21 protein-coding genes are annotated in these 22,424 nt (G+C 48.7%); 6 read left to right on the top strand and 15 right to left on the bottom strand.

Features of this window, described 5'->3' with window-relative positions:
• Positions 1 to 110: 110 nt before the first annotated feature.
• Positions 111 to 713, top strand: coding sequence for a hypothetical protein (locus ACYVI9_RS10570; RefSeq protein WP_460764340.1), 603 nt, complete (start codon positions 111 to 113; stop codon positions 711 to 713).
• Positions 714 to 732: 19 nt separating this feature from the next.
• On the opposite strand, the gene ACYVI9_RS10565 is transcribed toward ACYVI9_RS10570, so the two are convergent.
• Positions 733 to 1,914 (bottom strand): ABC transporter substrate-binding protein, encoded by a 1,182-nt coding sequence (locus tag ACYVI9_RS10565; protein WP_460764338.1) that lies wholly within the window; start codon positions 1,912 to 1,914, stop codon positions 733 to 735.
• 98 nt (positions 1,915 to 2,012) lie between these two features.
• Positions 2,013 to 3,545, bottom strand: coding sequence for a glutamine-hydrolyzing GMP synthase (gene guaA / locus ACYVI9_RS10560; RefSeq protein ID WP_460764336.1), 1,533 nt, complete (start codon positions 3,543 to 3,545; stop codon positions 2,013 to 2,015).
• A 182-nt stretch (positions 3,546 to 3,727) separates the two neighbouring features.
• Here guaA and ACYVI9_RS10555 point away from each other — a divergent pair, with 182 nt between their 5' ends.
• Positions 3,728 to 4,456, top strand: a complete 729-nt coding sequence (locus ACYVI9_RS10555; RefSeq protein WP_460764334.1) for a head GIN domain-containing protein — start codon at positions 3,728 to 3,730, stop codon at positions 4,454 to 4,456.
• Between the two features lie 28 nt (positions 4,457 to 4,484).
• Here ACYVI9_RS10555 and ACYVI9_RS10550 read toward each other — a convergent pair whose 3' ends face one another.
• Complete coding sequence (locus ACYVI9_RS10550; RefSeq protein WP_460764332.1) at positions 4,485 to 4,769, bottom strand: Rdx family protein; 285 nt, start codon at positions 4,767 to 4,769, stop codon at positions 4,485 to 4,487.
• Between the two features lie 110 nt (positions 4,770 to 4,879).
• Here ACYVI9_RS10550 and rlmN point away from each other — a divergent pair, with 110 nt between their 5' ends.
• Positions 4,880 to 5,920, top strand: coding sequence for a dual-specificity RNA methyltransferase RlmN (gene rlmN, locus ACYVI9_RS10545; RefSeq protein WP_460764330.1), 1,041 nt, complete (start codon positions 4,880 to 4,882; stop codon positions 5,918 to 5,920).
• A gap of 51 nt (positions 5,921 to 5,971) precedes the next feature.
• On the opposite strand, the gene proS is transcribed toward rlmN, so the two are convergent.
• Complete coding sequence (gene proS / locus ACYVI9_RS10540) at positions 5,972 to 7,450, bottom strand: proline--tRNA ligase (protein WP_460764328.1); 1,479 nt, start codon at positions 7,448 to 7,450, stop codon at positions 5,972 to 5,974.
• A gap of 414 nt (positions 7,451 to 7,864) precedes the next feature.
• On the opposite strand from proS, the gene ACYVI9_RS10535 reads away from it, so the two are divergent.
• Together ACYVI9_RS10535 and ACYVI9_RS10530 are read left to right on the top strand one after the other, a co-directional pair.
• On the top strand, positions 7,865 to 8,830 hold the full coding sequence (locus tag ACYVI9_RS10535; protein WP_460764326.1) for a hypothetical protein: 966 nt from the start codon (positions 7,865 to 7,867) through the stop codon (positions 8,828 to 8,830).
• Between the two features lie 216 nt (positions 8,831 to 9,046).
• Entirely contained in the window at positions 9,047 to 10,549 is a 1,503-nt protein-coding gene (locus ACYVI9_RS10530; RefSeq protein ID WP_460764324.1) for an OmpP1/FadL family transporter, read from the top strand.
• Between the two features lie 73 nt (positions 10,550 to 10,622).
• Here the strand turns inward: ACYVI9_RS10530 and ACYVI9_RS10525 are convergent, their stop codons facing one another.
• The 5 genes from ACYVI9_RS10525 to ACYVI9_RS10505 form a co-directional block, all read right to left on the bottom strand.
• Positions 10,623 to 11,039, bottom strand: a complete 417-nt coding sequence (locus ACYVI9_RS10525; protein WP_460764322.1) for an OsmC family protein — start codon at positions 11,037 to 11,039, stop codon at positions 10,623 to 10,625.
• A gap of 121 nt (positions 11,040 to 11,160) precedes the next feature.
• Positions 11,161 to 11,958, bottom strand: coding sequence for a segregation and condensation protein A (locus ACYVI9_RS10520; protein WP_460764320.1), 798 nt, complete (start codon positions 11,956 to 11,958; stop codon positions 11,161 to 11,163).
• A 95-nt stretch (positions 11,959 to 12,053) separates the two neighbouring features.
• A complete protein-coding gene (mscL, locus tag ACYVI9_RS10515) occupies positions 12,054 to 12,428 on the bottom strand; it encodes a large conductance mechanosensitive channel protein MscL (RefSeq protein ID WP_460764318.1) in 375 nt (124 codons plus the stop codon).
• 189 nt (positions 12,429 to 12,617) lie between these two features.
• Positions 12,618 to 13,181: a ribosome recycling factor gene (gene frr, locus ACYVI9_RS10510; protein ID WP_460764316.1), complete on the bottom strand. Its 564-nt coding sequence runs from the start codon at positions 13,179 to 13,181 to the stop codon at positions 12,618 to 12,620.
• A gap of 62 nt (positions 13,182 to 13,243) precedes the next feature.
• Positions 13,244 to 14,395 carry a glycosyltransferase family 4 protein gene (locus tag ACYVI9_RS10505; protein ID WP_460764314.1) on the bottom strand — a complete coding sequence of 384 codons (1,152 nt, stop codon included), beginning with the start codon at positions 14,393 to 14,395 and terminating at the stop codon, positions 13,244 to 13,246.
• A gap of 143 nt (positions 14,396 to 14,538) precedes the next feature.
• Here ACYVI9_RS10505 and ACYVI9_RS10500 point away from each other — a divergent pair, with 143 nt between their 5' ends.
• Positions 14,539 to 15,372: a transketolase gene (locus ACYVI9_RS10500; RefSeq protein WP_460764312.1), complete on the top strand. Its 834-nt coding sequence runs from the start codon at positions 14,539 to 14,541 to the stop codon at positions 15,370 to 15,372.
• A 112-nt stretch (positions 15,373 to 15,484) separates the two neighbouring features.
• Here the strand turns inward: ACYVI9_RS10500 and ACYVI9_RS10495 are convergent, their stop codons facing one another.
• The 6 genes from ACYVI9_RS10495 to ACYVI9_RS10470 all read right to left on the bottom strand — a co-directional run bounded on the left by ACYVI9_RS10495 (position 15,485) and on the right by ACYVI9_RS10470 (position 22,332).
• Positions 15,485 to 16,708 carry an FtsX-like permease family protein gene (locus tag ACYVI9_RS10495; RefSeq protein ID WP_460764310.1) on the bottom strand — a complete coding sequence of 408 codons (1,224 nt, stop codon included), beginning with the start codon at positions 16,706 to 16,708 and terminating at the stop codon, positions 15,485 to 15,487.
• Positions 16,709 to 16,738: 30 nt separating this feature from the next.
• Positions 16,739 to 17,104, bottom strand: a complete 366-nt coding sequence (rbfA, locus tag ACYVI9_RS10490) for a 30S ribosome-binding factor RbfA (protein WP_460764308.1) — start codon at positions 17,102 to 17,104, stop codon at positions 16,739 to 16,741.
• Between the two features lie 90 nt (positions 17,105 to 17,194).
• Positions 17,195 to 17,641 (bottom strand): SufE family protein, encoded by a 447-nt coding sequence (locus ACYVI9_RS10485; RefSeq protein ID WP_460764306.1) that lies wholly within the window; start codon positions 17,639 to 17,641, stop codon positions 17,195 to 17,197.
• Positions 17,642 to 18,481: 840 nt separating this feature from the next.
• Positions 18,482 to 20,635: a S9 family peptidase gene (locus ACYVI9_RS10480; protein WP_460764304.1), complete on the bottom strand. Its 2,154-nt coding sequence runs from the start codon at positions 20,633 to 20,635 to the stop codon at positions 18,482 to 18,484.
• Positions 20,636 to 20,931: 296 nt separating this feature from the next.
• Positions 20,932 to 21,627 carry a tRNA pseudouridine(55) synthase TruB gene (gene truB / locus ACYVI9_RS10475; RefSeq protein ID WP_460764302.1) on the bottom strand — a complete coding sequence of 232 codons (696 nt, stop codon included), beginning with the start codon at positions 21,625 to 21,627 and terminating at the stop codon, positions 20,932 to 20,934.
• Positions 21,628 to 21,651: 24 nt separating this feature from the next.
• Positions 21,652 to 22,332 carry a DsbA family protein gene (locus ACYVI9_RS10470; RefSeq protein ID WP_460764300.1) on the bottom strand — a complete coding sequence of 227 codons (681 nt, stop codon included), beginning with the start codon at positions 22,330 to 22,332 and terminating at the stop codon, positions 21,652 to 21,654.
• Between the last annotated feature and the right edge of the window lie 92 nt (positions 22,333 to 22,424).

Genomic DNA, 22,424 nt, shown 5'->3' with positions numbered 1-22,424 from the left:
TCACGTTTCTGGTCCGCCTCACAAAATAACAACAAAAAAATAAGAAGCTGCATTTTACAGGTGGTTAATATACCTTTGCCCCTAATTATTGGAACCTCAAAACGGAAATTATGTTACAAAAACTGGCGCTACTATCAACAGGCATTACACTTTCCTTATTCGCATCGGCACAGGCATTTGAGGGTAAAGTCCGGTACGGCAAGACCGACGAACCCGCCATTGTCATGGTCTATAATTATCCCCCGGAAGTGGTGGAAAGCGCTTTAAATGCTAAACTCACCGATAAAAGGCTAAAAGGCAACCGCAGCCGCGGCTTCGATGTGTATACCAATGCCGTTATTGATGATATCAGCCAAAATGCACTGGATTATTCTTTCAAGCTCGAATCCGCCGGGAACCGCAGCGCGGAAAAAACCACCCTTTATATGGTCATGCAGGCCAGTGGGCCCGTCAGTAATCCGGCCGACCTCGCGAAAAACGGCAAAGCCTTTTTGGAGGAGCTGGCACCCTGGGTGAAAAAAAGCCATAAAATCATCGAAATCAAAAAACAGGAGACCATCCTGGTGGATGAGGAAACCAAACTCCTGGAATTGCAGAAAGCAGCAAAGGAACTGGAGCAGCAACTCGAAAAAAACCGGCAACAACAGCAGACCCAACAGCGGATCATCAGTTCCCAGCAGGCCATGTTGGATGACCTGAAATCAAATTCCTGATTTTCTCAGACGGCCAGCCTTATTTCACACTGGTGACGGCGCCGTTCTGGTATTTTACAAAATAGAGCTTTTTGTTCTCGTAATAGGCCAGCTTGTTCTCGCTATAGGCCGGTTTGATATCAAAATCAAATAATGTCCGGTATTCTTTGGAATCCAGGTGCCTGACCAGGTCTTTCCCATAACGACTGAGCAGCCGGCCAAAACGGTAGGTAAAAGCATAGCCCCGGAATACCAGGTCAGAAGGCCGGGCATACATTTTCTTACTGTAATAAGTTTGTATCTGCCGGCTGGCTGCATCGCTGCGGGCATTGTAAAAAGGCGTACTGTAAACAATTTCCGGGCCTTTATAGGCTGTTTTGGACAGATTGATATTTTCCCAGGTAGGCATCCCGATAATCGTCAGTTTTGAATAATCTTTATTCACCGAAGCCAGCCGGGTCAGCACCTTATCGCCAAATTCGGTATCCAGGGAACCTACAATATAGACCGCTGTCGGGAGGGGCTGATTGGCTACCGTTACCGGCGGCGCATAGCCCAGCGCATTCAGGGCCACATCATCATTGACTTCTTTAATATTCAGGTGGAGGGCATTTTTATGGTACTTATTCAGGGTCTCAAACATGGACCGGATGTACTTTTCCGATGACTGGTTTCGGGTAATCAGGTTAATGGGCTTGCCGGTATAATATTTTACGAGGTGATCATAGAGCCCTTCTACCTGGGTCTGGAGGGTGCTGTTCAATACCACAAAATAAGGGTTGTTCTTGGCGTTGCCGTCATTGGGAACATTGGCATTGATGACCATAATTTTTTTGTCAGCTCCCAGCCGGGCCAGTTTCGCCAGTTCCGCGGCTGAACAGTTAGCGATCACCAGTTCCACCCCGTCGGCAGCACATTTACTGAACTGTTGCTCCAGGGATTCCCGGGCCGATTTGGAATCATAGATATAAATGTCCAGCGGGAGGTTCAGACTGTTGAGTGAATCGGTGGCCACAGACACACCGTGATAAAATTCCAGACCACTAATGGATTGCCGGGGAAAGTTTTTGCCGGAATAAAGGTAGTTACCACTACCGGCATCAAAAGCCTGATCCAGGTACAAAGGGGTAAATACCGCCATTTTATGCCGGTTGCCGGCGGGCAACTGCGCTATCGATATACAAGAAATAAAAGAGGTGAACAATAGGAAAAATAACTTCATACCCGTGTGTTTTTGTACTTGACCCGAGTCGAGACGCAAATATCATTCCTGATTTCACCAGGACGGCGCTAACTGTCCGACCGGATCGATCGGTGCATCTATTCCCACTCGATGGTTGCCGGAGGTTTACTGCTGATATCGTAAACAACGCGATTGATCCCGCGTACATTATTGATGATTTCGTTACTGACATCTGCCAGAAAATCATAGGGCAGATGTGCCCAGTCAGCGGTCATGCCATCCACACTGGTAACCGCCCGCAAGGCAATAGTAAACTCATACGTACGCTCATCGCCCATGACTCCAACGCTTTTTACCGGAAGTAAGATCGTTCCGGCCTGCCAAACAGTTGCATAGAGTCCCGTCTCTTTCAGCGCGTTCATATAAATATGATCGGCTTCCTGTAACATATGTACCTTTTCTTCAGTTACTTCACCCAGGATACGGATGGCAAGACCCGGCCCCGGAAAGGGATGGCGGTCAATCAGATGATCGGGAATGCCGAGCTCCCGGCCTACTTTCCGCACTTCGTCTTTAAACAGGAACCGCAGGGGTTCTACCAGGTCCATTTTCATACTGGCCGGCAGACCGCCTACATTATGGTGGGATTTAATGGTAACAGAAGGTCCGTGAACCGATACGCTTTCAATGACATCGGGATAAATGGTTCCCTGACCCAGCAGCTCGATGTTCTTAAGCTGGGCGGCTTCCTGTTGAAAGGTTTCGATAAACAGGCGGCCGATAATCTTCCTTTTTTCCTCCGGTTCCGGATGACCGCTGAGTTCGCGGTAAAAATGGGAACTGGCATCCACTCCCTTAACATTGAGTCCCAGCTGATTATAGATATCTAGTACTTCGGAAAACTCGTTTTTACGCAATACTCCGTTGTCCACAAAAATGCCGTGCAGGCGGTCGCCCACGGCTCTATGGATCAGGGTGGCCGCCACCGTACTGTCCACACCCCCGCTGAGGGCCATGATGACCTGCCGGTCACCGATCTGCTCTTTCAGGGCAGCGACGGTATCAGTGATAAAATGGGCCGGCGTCCAGTCCTGGGCGCAACCACAGACATGTACCAGAAAATTCCGCAGAATTTGTTTGCCTTCGGTACTATGATAGACTTCCGGGTGGAACTGCAGTCCGTACAGGGGATGTTCCGCTTCATATTTAAACGCCGCCACGGGAATGCTCTCTGTGGTAGCCAATACTTCAAATCCGGTGGGTAGATCCAGGATGCTGTCTCCATGACTCATCCAGACCTGGCTCTGGGGGCTGACGCCTTCCAGCAGGGTATCTTTTTTGTTCTTTACCTGCATGGAGGCCCGGCCGTATTCCCTTTTACTGCTTTTTTCGACCCGGCCGCCATAGGTTTTAGCCGTTAACTGGGCGCCATAACAGATTCCCAGCACCGGCAGGCTGTTGACAATGCCCTTAATGCCAATAACGGGGGCATTCGGGTCGTTTACCGAAAAGGGTGATCCCGAAAGAATAATTCCTTTTAAATTGCCATCGATTTCAAAAGGTTTGGAGTAAGGGACGATTTCACAGTAAACATTGGCTTCCCTTACCGCCCGGGCGATCAGCTGTGTATACTGGGATCCAAAATCGAGAATAAGTATTCTTTCGGTCATAATGCGGCGAAGGTAATATTAAATTTAAGATTTCAGACCCCGGATTTTCCAGGCAAATTTCTCGGGCAGGGACTTAAAAAACGATGCCGCTAAAAGGCTATTTATAAAGGAAATCACTTAATTTGGTCAGGCTGCACTTCAAGAGCAGCAGGACTTATTTCTAACAAGCAAAAATAATGATGATGAAAAAAGTCGGACTGGTCATGATCCTGTCAATGCTGATCGTTTTTTCCGCCTGTGAATATGTGGACCGGGAACGGATTAACGGCAATGGCAAACAGGTAACCCAAAACTATGATTTCAAACAGTTCGCGGATGTGGATATTTCGGGCGCCGTGAATGTCATCCTGCAACAGGGCCCGGGGTATGAAGTAAAGCTGGAAACGGATGAGAACCTGGTCAACTACCTCGAAGTCGCCGTGCGGGACGGTGATGAGCTCTATGTTAAAACAAAAAAAGGGGTCAACCTGCAACCTTCTTCCGGCATCGATTTGTATATCACCGCCCCCTATCTGAATAAGATCAGTGCATCCGGAGCCTCCAGTCTGAAAACGACCGGAAAATATACCCAGGACCAGAAAATAGAATTTGAACTGCACGGGGCTTCAGAGGGTGAGCTGGCCGTACGGGCACCCAGGGTGGAAATGGAAGCCACGGGCGCCAGTACATGTACCATCGAAGGCGAGAGCCGCGATATCAAAGCCGATGCGCAGGGTGCTTCTACCATCAATGCCTTTAATCTGAAAACAGAAAATGCGGAAGCTGATGCTTCTGGCGCCAGTACCATCCGGATCTTTTCCAGCGTCAATCTGCAGGCCGAAGCTTCGGGTGCAAGTACGATCAAGTACAAGGGCAATCCCACCACGAATATACAGTCCAGCGGCGCCAGCAGCGTCGGTAAGGAAAATTAATTATAGCAGTTGCTAATGCCCCTTTCAGTTAGGCTTTCCGGTCACTGTGCCCCAGGTCTTTATCGGGTGCAATCCGGTCCCGGACCTGCTGTTTTAAGTTTTTGATTTCCGGAAAACCGCCATCCGTTTTCCGGTCGAAAAGAAGGGTTTCCCCAACATAAATCCTAAAAACGCCTGCCACTGTAGCGGGCTTCAGCTTCAGGGTTTCAATCTCCTCGGTGAAACTGGTCAGGAGTTCCTGGGCCATCCAGGCTGCCCGCAGCAACCAGCCGCATTTGGGGCAGTATTCTATGGTAATATTTGCTTTCTTCATTGCCGTGTTAAAGATACTTATCCTGCTGTAATTCTCCTTTGGCCCGGTTCATCCAAAACAGTCTGGTTTCCTCTTGTCTTTGCTATCTGAATAGCCAGTATCTTTGCCGCATGGGCAAGGGGCAAAATATCAGACATTTGAGTGCTGCAGAACTGGAAGCGTATTTTTTATCCATCGGAGAAAAGAAATTCCGGGCCAAACAGGTTTATGAATGGATCTGGCAACAACCCGTGCAGGATTTTGATGATATGACCAACCTGAGCAAGGCCCTGCGGGAACGTTTGAAAACCGATTTCAGCCTGCCGGCCCTGCAGCTGGATATGGCCCAGCATTCCGAGGATGGCACCATTAAGTCCCGGTTTAAAACGATAGAAGGGCACCTGACAGAAGGGGTACTGATACCCACCGATGAAAGAAAGACCGCCTGCGTCAGCTCCCAGATCGGCTGTAGTCTGAGTTGTAAGTTCTGTGCGACCGGCTACCTGGAACGCAAGCGCAACCTGCATTTTGACGAGATATTTGATGAAGTGGCGCTGCTGAACCGCCAATCACTGGAAACCCATGGCCGCAAGCTCACCAATATCGTATTTATGGGCATGGGGGAGCCCCTGCTGAACTATAAGAATGTCCTGAAAGCCATTGAAAGGATTACGGATCCGGAAGCCCTGGCAATGAGTCCCCGGCGGATTACCGTCTCCACTGCGGGGGTGGCCAAGATGATCCGCCAGTTGGGCGATGATAAAGTACGCTTCAAGCTGGCCCTGTCCCTGCATGCTGCCAACGACAGAAAAAGGCATGAAATCATGCCCATCAATGATACCAATAATATCAAATCCCTGATCGACGCGCTGAACTATTTCTACCAGCAGACCAAGAACGAAATTACCCTGGAGTATATTCTCTTTAATAATTTTAACGACAGCCTGGAAGATGCCGAAGAACTGGTAAAGGTTTTCCGCCAGATACCGGCGGATCTGGTGAACCTGATCGAGTACAATCCCATTGAGTTTGCCAGTTTCACCAAGCCCTCTGTCGCCAAAGTGAATGCTTTTATGAATTACCTGGAAAAAAACAGGGTAAATGCCCGTCTGCGACGCAGCCGGGGTAAAGACATTGATGCCGCCTGCGGTCAACTGGCAAATAAAGGCTAGACCGCCGACCTCATAGAAGTCGCCTGGCGCTCCTAAAATACCTCATCAACTTTAATAGGCTCTGGCAAAAAGTACCCTCCTTTTGGAAGCTTTGCCGCTCAGCAGGTCCACTCCTTCTTCCTGTCCCAGCTCATCCAAAGGGATGCAACGGATGGTCGCCTTGGTTTTCTCTTTGATCGCCGCCTCAGTTTCTGCCGTGCCATCCCAATGGGCCAGTACAAATCCGCCTTTCTGGTCCAGTAGTTCGTTAAATTCTTCCCAGCTGTCGGCCTTGGTAATATGGCTGTTGCGATAGGCCAGTGCTTTCTGGTACATCTGGTGCTGGATTTCCAGCAGGAGGCCGTCAATATATTGAGAAACGCCATCTGCATGGATGGTTTCTTTGGTCTTTGTATCCCGGCGGGCAATTTCAATCTGGTTATTGGCCAGGTCACGGGCTCCCAGGGTCACCCGAACCGGCACCCCTTTGAGTTCGTACTCGGCAAATTTCCAGCCGGGGCGGCTGTTATCACTGTCGTCGTATTTGGCACGGATGCCCATCTTTTTCAGGTTGTCCAGGATATCGGTGGCTTTGGCATCGATGAGGGCCTTCTGCTCCTCGCCCTTATAAATCGGAACAATGACCACCTGCAGCGGCGCAATTTTAGGCGGCAGGATAAGGCCGTCATCATCACTATGGGCCATGACCAGGGCGCCTACCAGGCGGGTACTCACCCCCCAGCTGCTGGCCCATACATATTCCTGCTGGTTGTCCTTATTGAGGAATTGCACGTCAAAGGCCCGGGCAAAATTCTGTCCCAGGAAATGAGAGGTGCCGGCCTGCAAAGCTTTACCGTCCTGCATCAGGGCTTCAATACAATAAGTATCCACCGCGCCTGCAAATCTTTCGCTTTCTGATTTGACCCCTTTGATGACCGGGACCGCCATAAATTCTTCGAGGAAAGTGGCATAGACATCCAACATCCTGCGGGCTTCCTCTTCAGCTTCCAGGCGGGTCGCATGGGCCGTATGACCTTCCTGCCAGAGAAATTCCGCGGTGCGCAGAAACAACCGGGTGCGCATTTCCCAGCGAACGACATTGGCCCATTGGTTGACCAGGATAGGCAGGTCCCGATAGGACTGGATCCAGTCCTTATAGGTATTCCAGATAATGGTTTCACTGGTGGGCCGCACAATCAGTTCTTCCTCGAGTTTCGCCTCGGGATCAACCACCACCCCCTTACCATCGGGGTCGTTCTTGAGCCGATAATGGGTCACCACAGCACATTCCTTGGCAAAACCTTCCACATGGTCGGCTTCCCGGCTCAGAAAGCTCTTGGGAATAAACAGGGGAAAATAGGCATTCACATGACCGGTATCCTTGAACATTTTGTCCAGGGCATCCCGCATATTCTCCCAAAGTGTAAATCCGTAGGGCTTGATAACCATACAGCCACGAACCGCCGAATAATCTGCCAGTCCACCCTTCAAAACCAGGTCATTATACCATTGGGAATAATCCTCTTGCCGCGATGTGATTGCTTTGCTCATATGCTTTAGGGCTTCGCCCTATTTTAAAAATTTAACAACTGTGTCCCGCCAGTCTTCCGGATCCCGGTCGAAAAATGCCCCGAAAATGCCCGTTTAAACCGATTTTGCCGACCCCGGCCGGCCTATGGACTTTTTTTAACGAAAATCCTTGTGAATTAACGTCCTATAATGCATCCTTTTCTATGTAACTTGCGTCACAACATTTAGGGGGCATACCCGGATACGCCAATGCTGCAAAAGTATAGGGAACGCAGATGAAAAAAAATTATTTTGATCCGTTGTAAGCCAGTATCTTCCGGTTTAGTCCTGGAAAGAGAAAATGTATAAAATCGCTAAAATTGACACAGGCCGTACTGCTTCCATAAAGCTTACTGTGGCAGTCCGGGCCATTAAAACATATTAAAAGTCATCGAGATGAATATTAAAACTACAGGCTCTTTGCTGCTGCTCGCTTGCATCTTTGCCCTGGGCAGCTGTTCTACCGCCTACCGCACGGGGCAGACCCCGGATGATGTATACAGCTCTCCGGCGCCTCCGGAAGACGAGTATGCACAGACTAAGAAGACTGACGAGCGCCGTTACCGGAACTATGAGGATGAAGGAGACTACGAGGATTATGACGACCGTTATCTGCGCATGAAAGTGCGTAACCGGGGCCGCTGGAGCCAGCTTGACGACTGGTATTATTATGGTGACCGGTATAATTTCAGCTATTATAATAACTGGGCTTACTGGAATGACCCCTGGTACTGGGACAATCCCTGGTCTCCGGTCAGTTACTGGAACCGCTGGTATAATCCCTGGTATAGTGGTTGGTATGGTGGTTACGCCGGCATGTATGGCGGATGGGGCTATAATCCCTGGTACAGCAGCTGGTATGGCGGATGGGGTGGCTGGTACGATCCCTGGTATTCCGGTTGGGGCTGGGGTTCCGGCTGGGGCTGGGGTGGCTGGTACGGCTACGGACCCGGCATTATTGTGGGCCGCAATGCGGACTACGGACCCCGCAGGACAAATCTGGCCGCCTATGGCCGGACCAGCAGCAATGGCACCCGCAGCAGCGGTACTGCTTCGGCTTCGTCCAATCGTGGCAATTTCAGAAATACTTACGGGGTAAGAACCAACGCCAGCGTGAGTACCAATTCCCGGACTTCTTCGGCCAATTACCGGTCTTCAGCCAGTTCGCGCTCCTATAGTAATAACCGGAGCTATTCCGATCGGTCTACCCGCTCGTATAACAATAATGACAGTTATTCTCAGCCATCGCGTAATTATTCCACGCCTTCCAATTCTTCCGGCAGCCGTTCTTCCGCCGGCAGCAGTAGCGGTAGTAGTGGTGGAAGCCGTGGCGGTGGGGGAGGCAGCGGCCGGAGATTCTGATCCGGCGCCAGCTACCCGAGGCAGCAATGAACCGGAATAGCGGACAAGTCCTGGCCTAGTACCGCTCAACAATCAGATTGATCGGATACCTGAATAAATGGCTGCAATACAGCGGTCATCAATAAAAAAAGATGAAATGGCTTTACCCGGTGGAGGATCCTAAAGCATAAATACCATGATCAGTTCCATCACCTCAAAAATTGTAAAAACCTCCAGATGAAAAAAATTATACTGGCCGCCACCCTGGTGACGGCATACAGTCTGCTAAATGCCCAAACCCCTGAGGATGCCCTCCGTTATTCTTGGCTCCAGGCTTCGGGAACGGCGAGATCTCAGGCCATCGGTAATGCCAATGGGGCGATAGGCGGTGAGATTTCCACCATATTTTCCAACCCCGCCAATATCGGCTTCTACAAAACCGGTGATTTTGTGATTTCCGGCGGGATCAATCTCATGAACAATAAGGCCGACTATCTGGGTACCAATAGTTCCGATAAGGAGTCTGCTGGTTTTCTGGGTACGACCGGATTTGTGCTGGGTAAACCTTCTTATCGCAATGGCTCCCTGAAAAGTTCCGCTTTTGGTATTGCGATCAACCGCACCGCCGACTTTAACAACCGGATTACCTATACCAATAAAGGCGGCCAGCTGAGCCATAGTTCCATGGCCGATTATTTTATTGAAGATGTGGTCAACTCTGGCAGCTATAATGATTATGGTTCCGGACTGGCTTATGATGCGGGCTGGATCCGCGAAGGCACGCCGGATCCCGATGGAACGGTCCCTTTGGAATCCCCCGCAGTTGACCTGGCGATTGACCAGGGTCTGGAACAAAAACAGGTAATTACTACCAGTGGTGGTATTACTGAACTGGCAATTGCCGGTGCCGCGAATATTAATGAAAAAGTTTATATCGGTGGTAGCATTGGTCTGCCGATGCTTCGGTTTGGTTCCCACCGGATGTATACCGAACAGGATCCTACAACGGATGATAATGGATTTGATGCCGCCTGGTTCGATGACGACCTGGTGACCAAGGGTGTAGGTATCAATGTCAAGGCCGGTGCCGTCTTCAAGCTGACTGATAATTTCCGGCTGGGTATAGCTGCGCATTCGCCCACTTTCTATTCTATGAGTGACAGTTATTTTGCTACCGCAGGTGCCAACCTGGACGAAGGTGCCAATGATCACAGCGCTTCCAGCAATGAGCTGGTCTACGATTATAACCTGCAGACGCCTTATAAGCTCATGGGAAGCTTCTCGCTGCTATTCGGTAATGTCTACGATGTGAATTCCCAGAAAGGTTTTCTGTCCGGGGACCTGGAATATGTCAACTATATGGCTTCCACTTTTAAAACCAGTTCCGATGATGGCGGTAGCAATAACGGGTATTTCCGGGACCTGAACAATACCATCGATGATGAGTATAAAGGTGCTATTAATGCCCGTCTGGGTGCTGAACTGAAATTCAATCCGATCTCGGTAAGACTGGGTGGTGCTTATTATGGCAATCCCTACCGCAACGATGACGGGCAGCTGGTACAAGCTACCGGTGGACTGGGTTACCGCAACCGTGGTTTTTTCATTGACCTCGGCTATGTGCACAGTTTTGGCCAGGATATGATTTATCCTTACCGGACAATCGATGCACCTTACAGCGGTGCTTCCATCAAAAGCAGCAATGCCCGGATCCTGCTGACACTGGGCTTCAAGATCTAAAGAACTAAAAAATATTGTGCAAAGAAAATCCCCGCTTGGCGGGGATTTTTTAATGCATTTAACTGCGTCTTTCTTAGGCCACCAGACTGGCAGTTGAAGTAATTTTTGTATTAAGCACTTTACTGATCGGACAATTCTCTTCGGCATTTTTTACCGCCTGCTGAAAGGCCGCATCTTCAATTCCCGGTACTTTGGCACTGACTTCGAGATGACTTTCCACCAGGGCACCATCCTGAAAATCAATCGTGCAACGGGTATCAATCTGATCGGCCGTAAAACCCAGTTCATTTAACACAAAACTCAGTTTCATACTGAAACAGCCGGCATGAGCTGCGGCAATCAGTTCTTCAGGATTGGTGCCGGGATTGCCTTCTTCAAAACGGGTCTTAAAGGAATAGGGGGTATCTTTTAATACGCCGGATTGGGTGGTATTGGTACCTGTACCTTCTTTTCCGGAACCCTTCCATTGGGCACTTGCATAACGTTTCATAACTTATATTTTAAAGTGATTCAAATCCGTTTTTTACTGCCTGGCATCCGGCCATCGGGCAGTTTGTGGTAACGATCCATAATCCGCCCCGGGGCTGCGGGCAGAATGTCCGGGGCTGCTGTTAATCCCCGAAAGATGAGGGGGTCGTAATTTCAATATCCTGATCCCGGTCCTCCGGCTCAATATATTCCAGAATAAAATTATTCTTGCCTTCACCAATCATGATTTTGAGAAAATCCTGTTGCACCAGCTCCAGAATGGACAGAAACATAAATATGGCGTGTACCCGGCTTTCGGCGACTTCAAATAATTTTTCAAAAGACAGATGCTTTTCCCGACTGGCCACATCCACTACATAGATCCGGCTGGTTTCCATGGTGTAGCTGTACTGTACGACGGTGTGCACGGGCTGGTTGATCTTATCGCTGTAACGCTGCATGGCTTTTTCGAAGGCCTTCATCAGCTTGAACAGGGTGATCGCCTGGATTTCTGTGCCCTCGCCGGCTTCCTCTCCTACCATCGATAGCTCCTTCTGGATATTGCCCCGCTTGATCATCAGCATACGCAGGGCTTCCATTTCCGCCATCTCGGCAGAAGCTTCCTTAAATCTTTTATATTCCAGCAGCTTGGTGACCAGTTCTTCCCGCGGATCAATTTCATTGCCCTGCGCATCCAGTTCCTTTCGGGGGATCAGCATTTTAGCCTTGATACGCATCAGTGTGGAGATAAACAGGATGAACTCACTGGACAACTCAATATTCAGTGATTCCTGCTGGTGGATAAAATCCAGGAAATCATTGGTGATGCGCGTGATAGGAATATTGTAGATATCCAGCTCGTCCCGCTCAATAAAAAAGAGCAGCAGGTCAAAGGGTCCTTCGAACTGCGCCAGTTTTATCTGATAACTTATATTGGTCACTTACTGCGTTGATTTGATAAAAATAAAGCCCTGAACCATTACCAGGACTTTACAAATGTATTGAATTCAGTCTGCTCCCTGAAAAGGAATTGCCCTTAGGGTTTCTTTTTCAGTTCCTCCAGGATCTCTGCAAGTAATTTATCGGTGGAAGATGGTCCGGCCGGAGCTTCTTCGGCTTTTTTCATCAGGGAATTGGCACCCTTAATCAGCCAGAAAAGCACGAGCGCAATACAGAGAAAACTGATGATAGCCGAAAGGAAACTACCATATTTGACGCCATTCCAGGTGAGTTCAGCGATGTTCTCGGCACCCACGGCTTTTAGTGCCGGGTTCAGTAATAAGGGCGTAATGACATCGTCCACCAGTGACTTCACGATGGCACTGAAGGCCGCACCGATGATCACACCGACTGCCAGGTCCATTACATTACCCTTAAAGGCAAATTCTTTGAATTCTTTAATCATTCCCATATGAATAGTTTTTTAGATGTGTAACAAAAATAAAGCCATGAAATTTAAATATACTCAATTTGTCCGGGTTTTCGGATGGTACAGGCTCCTGAATTTTTGACATCCCATCCCAACAGTGTCCGGAAGCGGCCAATAAAAAAGGGACATCCGTCCCCTTATATTCTTTGCTGGTAAACAGCGGATTGTGATTTAAATCGCCATTATTTCCTTTTCCTTGGCAGCGAGGTATTTCTCTACCAGCGCAATATACTGATCGGTTAATTGCTGGACCCGGGCTTCCGCATCCTTTGCAGCATCCTCACTCAGGCCGTCTTTCTGCAGTTTTTTAATTGCTTCGATCGCATCACGGCGGCCACCGCGAACACCTACTTTGGAATTTTCACCTTCAGCCTGGCTTTTCTTTACCAGTTCCTTCCGGCGTTCTTCAGTGAGAGGTGGCAGAAACAGGCGGATATTTACACCGTCATTCTGGGGGTTGATGCCGATATTGGCAGCGATGATGGCTTTTTCGATGGGCTGCAGCATGTTCTTTTCCCAGGGCTGGATATTCAGGGTCCGGGCATCCATAACCGTAATATTACCCACCTGGTTCACCGGTACCTGGCTTCCGTAATAGTCTACCATGATACCATCCACGATCTGTGGGGTTGCTTTACCGGCTCGGATCTTGGCCAGTTCCGACTCCAGGTGACTGATGGCCCGCTTCATACTTTCTTCACTGGTATTGATAATCTTATTGATCTGATCTTCCATTTGAAAAATTTTAGGAGCAGCAAATCTAATGAAAAAGACGTAGTAAAAACAATAAGGAAGGATTAGCCTTTAGACTTATCGGCTACCTGGACCGTTTCCTTGGTATTCAGGTTGATAACTTTGGAAACATGGTTGTTTCGCTGTTGAATCGATGCCACAATCTGACGCTGAATGACTTTGCGGCGTTTGGGCAGGGTTAGGTAGAGGACACCCATAATGGAGAAGGCGGTTCCAAAAAGTACCGCAATCAAAAGGGTATTGCCCAAGCCTCTGGCCAGATAGGAAGCAACCACTACCAGTACATTGGCTGTAACACAGATCAGGGTCACCGCAGAGTGATTAAAGCCGCGGTCCAGCAGGAGGTGATGCACATGGTTGCGGTCCGGTGTAAAAGGCGAACGACCTTTCAGAATCCGGATGGTAAAAACCCTTAAAGTATCCACCAGCGGTATGATCAGCAGCGAGATGCCAATCGCCACCGCAGACTCAATATACAGCGGCGAAGCCAGGCCGGAAGCCAGGTTGATAAATTTCAATACCAGGATCGAAGCCACCAGGCCAATCATCAGCGAACCCGAGTCTCCCATGAAAATCTTGGCAGGATTATAATTAAATATCAGAAAGGCGGCCAGGCTGCCCGCCAGGGCAAAAGAAAATATTGAATATGCAGAATAGCCGGAAAGGTAAAAATAGGTACCGGAAAGTGTCGTGACCAGTAATCCCAGACTGCCCGCCAGTCCATCTACACCGTCAATCAGATTATAGGCATTGATCACCAGGATGATGGTGATATAAGAGAGCGGTACGCCATACATTGGCGAAATTTCATAGATCCCGGCGATGCCATACATGCTTTCGATACGGATATCTGCCAGATGAATGATGATCGCAGCGGCAATAATCTGGGTCACCAGCTTTTTAAACGCCGACAGGGCGATGATATCATCTTTCAGGCCGGTAAAAAATACCAGAAAGGCGGCCGCAAAAATATATTGGAATTCAGGAAATTGCTGAAAATTGATGAACAGCAAAGAAGCAAACACAAAGCCCAGGAAGATTCCCACGCCACCCAGTGACGCTATGGTGTGTGTATGAAGCTTACGTTCGTCGGGTAAATCAAACAGCTTCTTGCGTTCAGCTATTAGAATAACCACAGGAATTGCCAGAAAAGCAACTATAAATGAAATTACAGTTGTTAATGTTACTTCAAGCATTCAATAAGGTTTACGGCCACAAAAGTAGGCATTAGAATTTAAAAAACGGGGTAAAAATCATTATTTTCTAAATTATCCCGGTTTCAATTCCGGCAAATTGGTAAATAAATTGCACTTTTGTAGCTACTTAAAAAATTATCTAAATGGCAAGTTTACCCGAAATAGCTTCACAGGTTAGAAGAGATATTCTCAGAATGGTCCACGGGGCCCAGAGCGGTCACCCCGGTGGCTCGCTCGGATGTGCGGATTTTTTGACCGCATTGTACTTTAAAGAGCTGGAACACAACCCCGAATTCCAAATGGACGGCATCGGAGAAGACCTGTTTTTCCTGTCCAACGGCCATATTTCTCCGGTATTTTACTCGGTGTTGGCCCGGTCCGGCTATTTTGACGTAAAAGAACTGGCCAGCTTCCGTAAAATCAACAGCCGGCTGCAGGGTCACCCCGCCACCCATGAGCACCTGCCGGGTATCCGGATCGCCAGTGGCTCCCTGGGTCAGGGTCTGAGTGCCGCCATTGGTGCAGCGCTGGCTAAAAAGTTAAATAATGACAAGCATCTGGTATTCTCACTCCATGGTGACGGAGAACTGAATGAGGGGCAGATCTGGGAAGCGGTGATGTTTGCCGACCATCATAAAGTAGACAATCTGATCAGTACCATTGACTGGAATGGTCAGCAAATCGACGGACCCACAGAACAGGTTATGAACCTGGGCAATATCCATGATAAGTTCAAAGCTTTTGGATGGGAAGTAATGGACATGAATGGTAATGATATGGACGAAGTCCTCAGCACCCTGGACAAAGCGAAAGCCGCCACGGGTAAGGGCCAGCCGATTGCTATTATGATGCATACCATCATGGGTAAAGGCGTGGATTTTATGGAAAACGACCATAAATGGCATGGTATCGCTCCCAGCGATGAGCAACTGGCTGCCGCATTGGCCCAGCTCCCCGAAACCCTGGGTGATTATTAAGAGACAAAGCCCCTGTAATTCAGGTCCCCGGATCTGGATAAAAGGGAATAATAATAACAAAGGCCCTGGCTGATCCTTTCGATTGGTCAGGGCCATTTTCATGTCCCTGAATTTACTCCGATCTCAGGGAAAAAGACTGGCGGGAAGCCTTCATCGCCGGTATCCAGGAAGCCAGAAAGGCAATGATGGTCACCGTCCCGCCTACCAACAGAAAATCTGATAAACGAAGCGACACCGGGAAATAATTGATCAGAAAGGAGCCGCCCTGCAGGGGTATAAGATGGAAATGTAGTTGCAGCAGGGCCAGTACCAGGGCCAGCAGCATGCCGATGCCACCGCCGATCAGGGCCAGCAGGAAGCCTTCACTCAGAAAGATACGCCGTACAAAACGCTGGTCCGCCCCCAGGGCATTGAGCACACTGATATCCTTTTGCTTTTCCAGCACCAGCATGGTCAGGGCACCCACCATATTAAAGGCCGCCACGACCAGGATCAGGCTGAGAACAGCATAAAACATCCAGCGCTCCAGGTTCATGACTGCGTAGAGGCTTTCATTCTGCTGGTAACGGTTTTGTACTTTATATTCCTTACCAAACTGCTGTCGCAGTACAGCCGCCACCCGATCCGCCGCCGCAGGATCACTGACAGCAATCTGCACTGAACTGTACTGATCCTCCGGAAGCGACATGGCTTTTCTCAGAAAACTGATCGGAGTAATCGCGTATTTATTATCAAAATCCTGCTGTATCAGAAAGGAACCGGCTGCCCGTATTGTATCACTACCGATATCTTCCAGTCCATTTAATTGTTCACCGGCGGTCTTGCGGGGCATATAGATCAGCAGGGGGTCGGTCTGGGCACCACTGCGTACTCCCAGGGCTGCTTCGATCCCTGCACCCAGCACCAACCGGGGCGCCTGTGCATCGCCCAGGTCAAATTTGCCTGAGAATATCTGATGTTTGATGGTATTGACGGTGGAAAAGTTTTCATCAACGCCCATTAACTGGACCAGGGACTGATTGCCTCCATTTTGAATCAGGGCTTTTTCTTCCACGACCAGCGAAAAATTGCGGATCCCTGCCATACCGCGGAGCTGCTTTAGTTGTTCAGCTGTCAACCGCATGAACTTGCCTTGGGCGGCACTGAGTTTCAGGTCGGGATAAAAAGAGGCGTAGAGGGATTTAACCAGTCCTTCAAAGCCATTGAAGACACTGAGCACCAGGATCAGTGCAGCGGTACCGACGACTATGGCCGTGATACAGACCCACGAAATAATATTGATGACATTCGTGGATTTTTTCGCTTTAAAATACCGCCAGGCAAACAGAAAATACAAAACGCTCCGGGTTTGATTGATGGATTCGGGTTACTGTTGCTTGCGTTCTTCCTCGATCTTTTTGAAGATTTCCTCCATTTTGAAGACATGATCCAGGGTATCGTCGGCGAAAAATTTCAGCACAGGTATATTGCGCAGCTGGTGTCTGACCGCTCCGGCCAGTTCCTTCTTAATCTCGTGATGACGGTCCTCGATTTTTTTGAGGGCGAGCTCCTGGTCTTTTACCTGAAAAAAGCTGAGGTAGAACCGGGCTTCCAGCAGGTCGGGGGTCACTTTGACTGCCGAAATCGATACCATCCCGCCATCTATCATGTTTAAGCCCAATTTCTGAAATATCAGATTCAGCTCCTGATTGAGCAGACCGGCTACCTGCTTCTGTCGTTTACTCTCCTGCATAGACCTGAATTTAGTTTAAACTGTAAAATTAGCCTTTGTTATCTAAATCGGTCTGAATATCCTGAGATTCCTGCCTCAAGCAGCAGCAGCTTAGCTGGCGGCTTTGAGGCTTTTGACTTTGAATCCGGCTGCAACTGATCGCATACGTTGCAACACCGAAGAAAGCTCTGTCCGCCGGTCGGCAGAAAGAAAACGATCCAGATTAATCTCATCGGTAAAATAAAGATTGGAGTTGACAATCTCATGAGGCGTTCTGCCGGAAAAAACCCTGAGGTATAACTGTAGCAGGCTTTTCATGATATGGCTGTCGCTGTCAGCGGTAAAATACACTTTGCCGTCGATGAACTCCGCATCCAGCCAGACCTTGGTCCGGGTCAGCTGGATCAGCTTTTCATTTGTCCGTTTAAAAGCAGCCTGTGTGGGCAGCAGGGCGGCCACATTAACCAGGTGACGAAAATAACGGTACTGACTTTTTACCTGATCCACCATGAACTCAAATTCCTCAATGATTTTATCCTGTACTTTATCTAGGTGCATATTATATTATTAATATTGGTAGTTAAGAATATAGATGTTTAGTTCTGTCTGATTTGTTTAATGTTCTGTTGTTTCATTGTTTGGACCCTATTCCTGCCCCCGACTGTTCGTTCTGTTCCTATGACCGGCTTCCTGCTTTCCTTTCTTAACCGTGGGCGGCTGCTGCCTCAATAGCCCCGCTCACCTGTCAACCGTCGTCATTGCCCCCCTGTCATCCATCGTTGACCCGATCTGCTTTTCAGCACCGCACTGACAGCGCTGTTCCTTGAATTGTAGAATGAGGTTTACCTGACTTACCCAGTTACCGGTTCCGGAGATGGCAGCATGTTCAGTGGGACTTTTTCTCCAGATGCGCTTCGCGCACCGGTGGACACTGACGGTATCAATCGTTGTTAAGTAATTGACAGTGAACTACCCATTTGCTAAAGACAAATGTGCTTCGTGCTTCACAGCGATTTGCTTACTGCTCCGAGGAGTTAGAAGTCTTACTATCACTCCACACGTGTACTCGCAAGTCCCTTACGAGGTTTTTACATCTTATACTGATGTTGCAAATATACTATATTTTACAAAAAACAATCTTGTGCCTTACATCCCAAAAGCTAAAGACTTTTGGGTTTTACGGCACGGTTTATAAAAATCAAACGAAAAAACAACCGAAAAATTGTATGGCGTCCCTGAGAATTTAATGAGAGGCCGGATTGATCAGGACAAGCGCAATACCTGTATCATCGCTATAAATGCAGAGCTGGGGTCTTGGTTCCGATCTCCGCGGGAACCAAGAATTTGACTGATTAATAATTCCTGCCTGAATCGAAGCGCCACTGTGATTCAGGTCTTTCATTGGGTGATCCCTTCCAGTTTCAACAGAAAGGCATAGCGCAATGCTTCCTCTTTCAGGTAATCGAAACGACCCGAAGCACCACCATGACCAAACTCCATATTGGTGTGCAGGAGCACAACATGATCATTGGTCTTATAATCCCTTAATTTGGCCACCCATTTGGCGGGTTCAAAGTACTGGACCTGGCTGTCATGTAATCCGGTGGTGGCCAGGATATTGGGATAAGGTTTGCGCTCAATATTCTCATAGGGGCTATAGGATTTCATATAGAAATAAGCCGCTTTGCTGGTTTCCGGATTGCCCCACTGGTCGTATTCATTGGTTGTCAGCGGAATCGTCGGATCCAACATGGTATTGACCACGTCCACAAAAGGCACATCGGCTATAATGCCATTGAACAGGGTATTGGCCTGATTGGCAACCGCGCCCATGAGTAGCCCCCCGGCACTGCCCCCATTGGCATAGAGATGCTCAGGACTGGTATATTTTTGAGCGACCAGTGCTTTGGCGCAGTCCACAAAATCATTAAAAGTATTCTTCTTATGCATTAGCCTTCCGGACTCATACCATTGCCGGCCCATTTCCTGACCACCTCTAACATGTGCCACGGCCACTGCAAACCCGCGGTCGTATAAGCTGATCAGATTACTGCGGAAATTTACCGGAAAGGAATACCCATAACTACCATAACCGATCAGGTAGAGCGGGTGTTTACCGTCTTTGGGGAACCCTTTTTTACAAGCGATGGAAACCGGCACTTTACTGCCGTCCCTTACCGTGACAAAAATGCGTTCCGTCGTATAATCTTCTTTATTGTAGCCGCTGGGAATCTCCTGCTGCTTCAGTAGGGTTCGCTCTCCGGTTACCAAATCAAAATCATATATGCTGTATGGCGTTACCGGAGAATTATAGGCGTAACGGATTTTAGTGGTCGCATAATTGGTATTGGAACTGGTAGAGGCTCCGTATACAGCGTCTTCAAAGGAAATCAACCGGCCATTGGCCCCTTGCTTATTCATATACTCCAACTGATCCAGGCCATTGCGGCGTTCCTTGACTACCACGAAGTCCTTCATCAAGATGATGTCTTCAACCAGGACTTCGGCCCGATGGGGCACAAAATCCTTCCAGTGCTCCCTGGTTGTGGACGAAAACGGCGCCACCGAGATCTTAAAATTCAACGCCCCGTCATTGTTCAGGATATAAAATTGCCGATCGTCTGCGTCTACCTCATAGAGCACACTGTCCATCCGCGGCTGGAAGACCTTGAATGCCTCTTCCGGCCGGTCAGCGGGTAAATAAAGAACTTCGGCATTTGTGAAATTGGAGGAAGACAGCAGGATATAATTGTCGGCCTTGGTTTTACCAATGCTCAGATAATTAATGGTATTTTTCTCCTGGTAAACCAATGTATCGCCGGAGGTGGGCTGATCTACGACATGCCGCCATACTTTTTCTGATAAAAGTGTTTTTGGATTATTGGAAATATAAAACAGATGCCTGCTGTCAGCGGCCCAGACGTAATCGGCACTGGTATGGCCGATGCCCTGAGACCGGACTTCGCCGGTTTCCAGATCTTTCACCATCAGGTCGTACTGCCTGCGGCTGACGGTATCCTGACCAAAGGCCACCATTCGGTTGTCCGGGCTGACGACCACACCACCAATCGCATAGTAGGCATGACCCGCAGCCATAGCATCAACATCCAGCATAATTTCTTCGGGTGCTTCCAGCGAGCCTTTCTTACGGCATAATTTATAATACTGCTGGCCGTTTTCTGTCCGGGTATAATAATAATACCCATTCTTAAAATAAGGTGGTGCCTGATCCGCCTCCTTAATACGACCCTTCATTTCGGTAAACAGAGAGTCCTGCAAGGCTTTGGTGTCTGCCATCATGTGAGACTGGTAGGCATTTTCTGCTTTCAAATAGTCCACAACTTTAGTGCTGTCCGGTCCTTTTTTAAAAAAGTCGATCATCCAGTAATAGTCGTCATTGACCTTATCGCCATGGATATCCCGCAAATGCGGTTGCTTATCTGCTACCGGCGCTTTAATATCCGGCCATTCTACCTTATTCATCTGTGCATTCAGGATTTTAAAGCCCGAAACTAAAAAGAAAAAACCTAATAAATAAAAGCGTTGTCTCATCAGTTGATTTTTAGCAAATCATGCGGCTAAGTCCCCGGATATAAGTTATTATTGGCATGTCTAACTACTGAAGCGCGGCCGCCCATCACCCTGCCGACTATCGCACCTGAGTATGATTATTAAAGATATTCTATTTGATGGAATGTCCCCTTCACCTATTCAGGTGAGTTTTGACAAGACGTTGACCCGTACGACAGGCGCTTTTGACCTATTGATGAAATAGGCAGGACGGAATCAACCATCGGCCCTGTTGCCCCGGAATGCCCGGTGGGGACATCATGGTCCAGTCGATCGCCTTAGCGGGCGCTTCCTTTCAGGGCATTCTCGAACTGCCCGAGATCCCATGCCTGTTCCACACTGAATTCTCCGATCCGTGTTCTTCTGAGGCTGCTTAAGTAGGCACCGCAACCCAGTGCGGCGCCCAGATCATGGGCCAGGCTGCGAATATAAGTACCGGTGGAACACACCACCCGGAAATGTACCTGTGGCATCGCCGAAGCATCGGTTTCAAAGGCTTTGATGGTAATCGTTCTTGGATCCAGCTTCACTTCAATCCCTTTTCGGGCCAGTTCATACACCCGCTTGCCGTCTTTCTTTATCGCAGAATGAGCGGGCGGTACCTGTTGGATGGCTCCCAGAAATCTATTGGCAGCATCCTGAACGGACGCAGCGGTTAAACCTTCAATAGATCTAGGATTTTCTGGCTCACTTTCCAGGTCATAAGTAGGTGTGGTGGCGCCCAGCGTAAAAGTCCCGGTATATTCCTTTTCCTGAGCCATATACTCATTGATCTTCTTGGTAAATTTTCCGGTACAGATAATCAGCAGACCAGTCGCCAGCGGATCCAGCGTGCCTGCATGACCCACTTTCTTTATCCCGATCAGATAACGCAATTTGCGTACGGCGTCAAAGGAAGTCCAGCCGATGGGTTTATCAATCAGCAGTGTGGCGCCTGCTTCAAAATCCATTTCTTGTATTGCTGATTTGGTCATTGGTACTAAATATGAGTAGAAATCTTAAGAATTACCGGCCAAATTTTGAGGGTCTTCACTTTTTTCCGCCAATTCTGCCTGTATGGATGCGAAACGCTGATTCAATGTTTCCAGCGGCGTAAAACCTTCAGCGACCAGATAAAATTTGGTATCGCTGACCTGCAGCAGCAGTTTGGGAAAACCTGTGACCTGCAGCTGGCTGCATAAGGTGAATTCATACCTGGCTTTTTCTTCGTAAGCCGGCATTTTCAATTTCTCAAAAAACTCCTTTTCCGGCACGCCGTATTGCTCCAGCAGATGCCGATAAGCTTCAGGGTCACTCAGGTCCCGGCCTTCTTCAAACAGCGCCCGCTGAAAGTCAGCCGCGATTTGTACCTGCCGGTCCGCCGCATATTCTTTAAAAATACAAAGGGCTATCGCCGGCGTTAGGGATTCCGGAAACCAATCACTGAGATCCGGATGCTGTATATGCCAGAGATAATCCGTCCCGAACCGGGCACCACTCAGTTCTTCCACCCTCTTATAGGCTTCATTGATATACCCAGCCATGGCTTTTACCGGGCGGACATTTTCTTTCGGGATCATACCGCCGCTCAGCACTTCGAAATGATAGTCCTGCTGATGGGTTGCGGCAAAAGCCCGTATCACTTTACTGAATCCAAAACACCAGCCACAATGGGCGTCATAACAATAATAAAAGGTCATGAGGCAAAAATACTCACCGTCGAGGGATTTGCCCGATTTAATATGCCCATCCAATAGAGGATAGGACTGGAACTACCGCCTGCAATTCCGAA

The sequence above is a fragment of the Niabella terrae genome (assembly GCF_054783135.1).
The sequence above is the reverse complement of the archived record's forward strand: the minus strand, read 5'-3'. Positions and strand labels throughout refer to the sequence as shown.

Bases quoted from the DNA above. Each gene is read 5' to 3' on its own strand.
- ACYVI9_RS10570 (WP_460764340.1), top strand. From the start codon at position 111: ATGTTACAAAAACTGGCGCTACTATCAACAGGCATTACACTTTCCTTA.
- rlmN (WP_460764330.1), top strand. From the start codon at position 4,880: ATGGGCAAGGGGCAAAATATCAGACATTTGAGTGCTGCAGAACTGGAA.
- ACYVI9_RS10565 (WP_460764338.1), bottom strand. From the start codon at position 1,914: ATGAAGTTATTTTTCCTATTGTTCACCTCTTTTATTTCTTGTATATCG.
- truB (WP_460764302.1), bottom strand. From the start codon at position 21,627: ATGACCAAATCAGCAATACAAGAAATGGATTTTGAAGCAGGCGCCACA.
- ACYVI9_RS10470 (WP_460764300.1), bottom strand. From the start codon at position 22,332: ATGACCTTTTATTATTGTTATGACGCCCATTGTGGCTGGTGTTTTGGA.
- frr (WP_460764316.1), bottom strand. From the start codon at position 13,181: ATGGAAGATCAGATCAATAAGATTATCAATACCAGTGAAGAAAGTATG.
- ACYVI9_RS10505 (WP_460764314.1), bottom strand. From the start codon at position 14,395: ATGCTTGAAGTAACATTAACAACTGTAATTTCATTTATAGTTGCTTTT.
- rbfA (WP_460764308.1), bottom strand. From the start codon at position 17,104: ATGCAGGAGAGTAAACGACAGAAGCAGGTAGCCGGTCTGCTCAATCAG.
- ACYVI9_RS10530 (WP_460764324.1), top strand. From the start codon at position 9,047: ATGAAAAAAATTATACTGGCCGCCACCCTGGTGACGGCATACAGTCTG.
- guaA (WP_460764336.1), bottom strand. From the start codon at position 3,545: ATGACCGAAAGAATACTTATTCTCGATTTTGGATCCCAGTATACACAG.
- ACYVI9_RS10555 (WP_460764334.1), top strand. From the start codon at position 3,728: ATGAAAAAAGTCGGACTGGTCATGATCCTGTCAATGCTGATCGTTTTT.
- proS (WP_460764328.1), bottom strand. From the start codon at position 7,450: ATGAGCAAAGCAATCACATCGCGGCAAGAGGATTATTCCCAATGGTAT.
- ACYVI9_RS10480 (WP_460764304.1), bottom strand. From the start codon at position 20,635: ATGAGACAACGCTTTTATTTATTAGGTTTTTTCTTTTTAGTTTCGGGC.
- ACYVI9_RS10535 (WP_460764326.1), top strand. From the start codon at position 7,865: ATGAATATTAAAACTACAGGCTCTTTGCTGCTGCTCGCTTGCATCTTT.
- ACYVI9_RS10500 (WP_460764312.1), top strand. From the start codon at position 14,539: ATGGCAAGTTTACCCGAAATAGCTTCACAGGTTAGAAGAGATATTCTC.
- mscL (WP_460764318.1), bottom strand. From the start codon at position 12,428: ATGGGAATGATTAAAGAATTCAAAGAATTTGCCTTTAAGGGTAATGTA.
- ACYVI9_RS10550 (WP_460764332.1), bottom strand. From the start codon at position 4,769: ATGAAGAAAGCAAATATTACCATAGAATACTGCCCCAAATGCGGCTGG.
- ACYVI9_RS10485 (WP_460764306.1), bottom strand. From the start codon at position 17,641: ATGCACCTAGATAAAGTACAGGATAAAATCATTGAGGAATTTGAGTTC.
- ACYVI9_RS10525 (WP_460764322.1), bottom strand. From the start codon at position 11,039: ATGAAACGTTATGCAAGTGCCCAATGGAAGGGTTCCGGAAAAGAAGGT.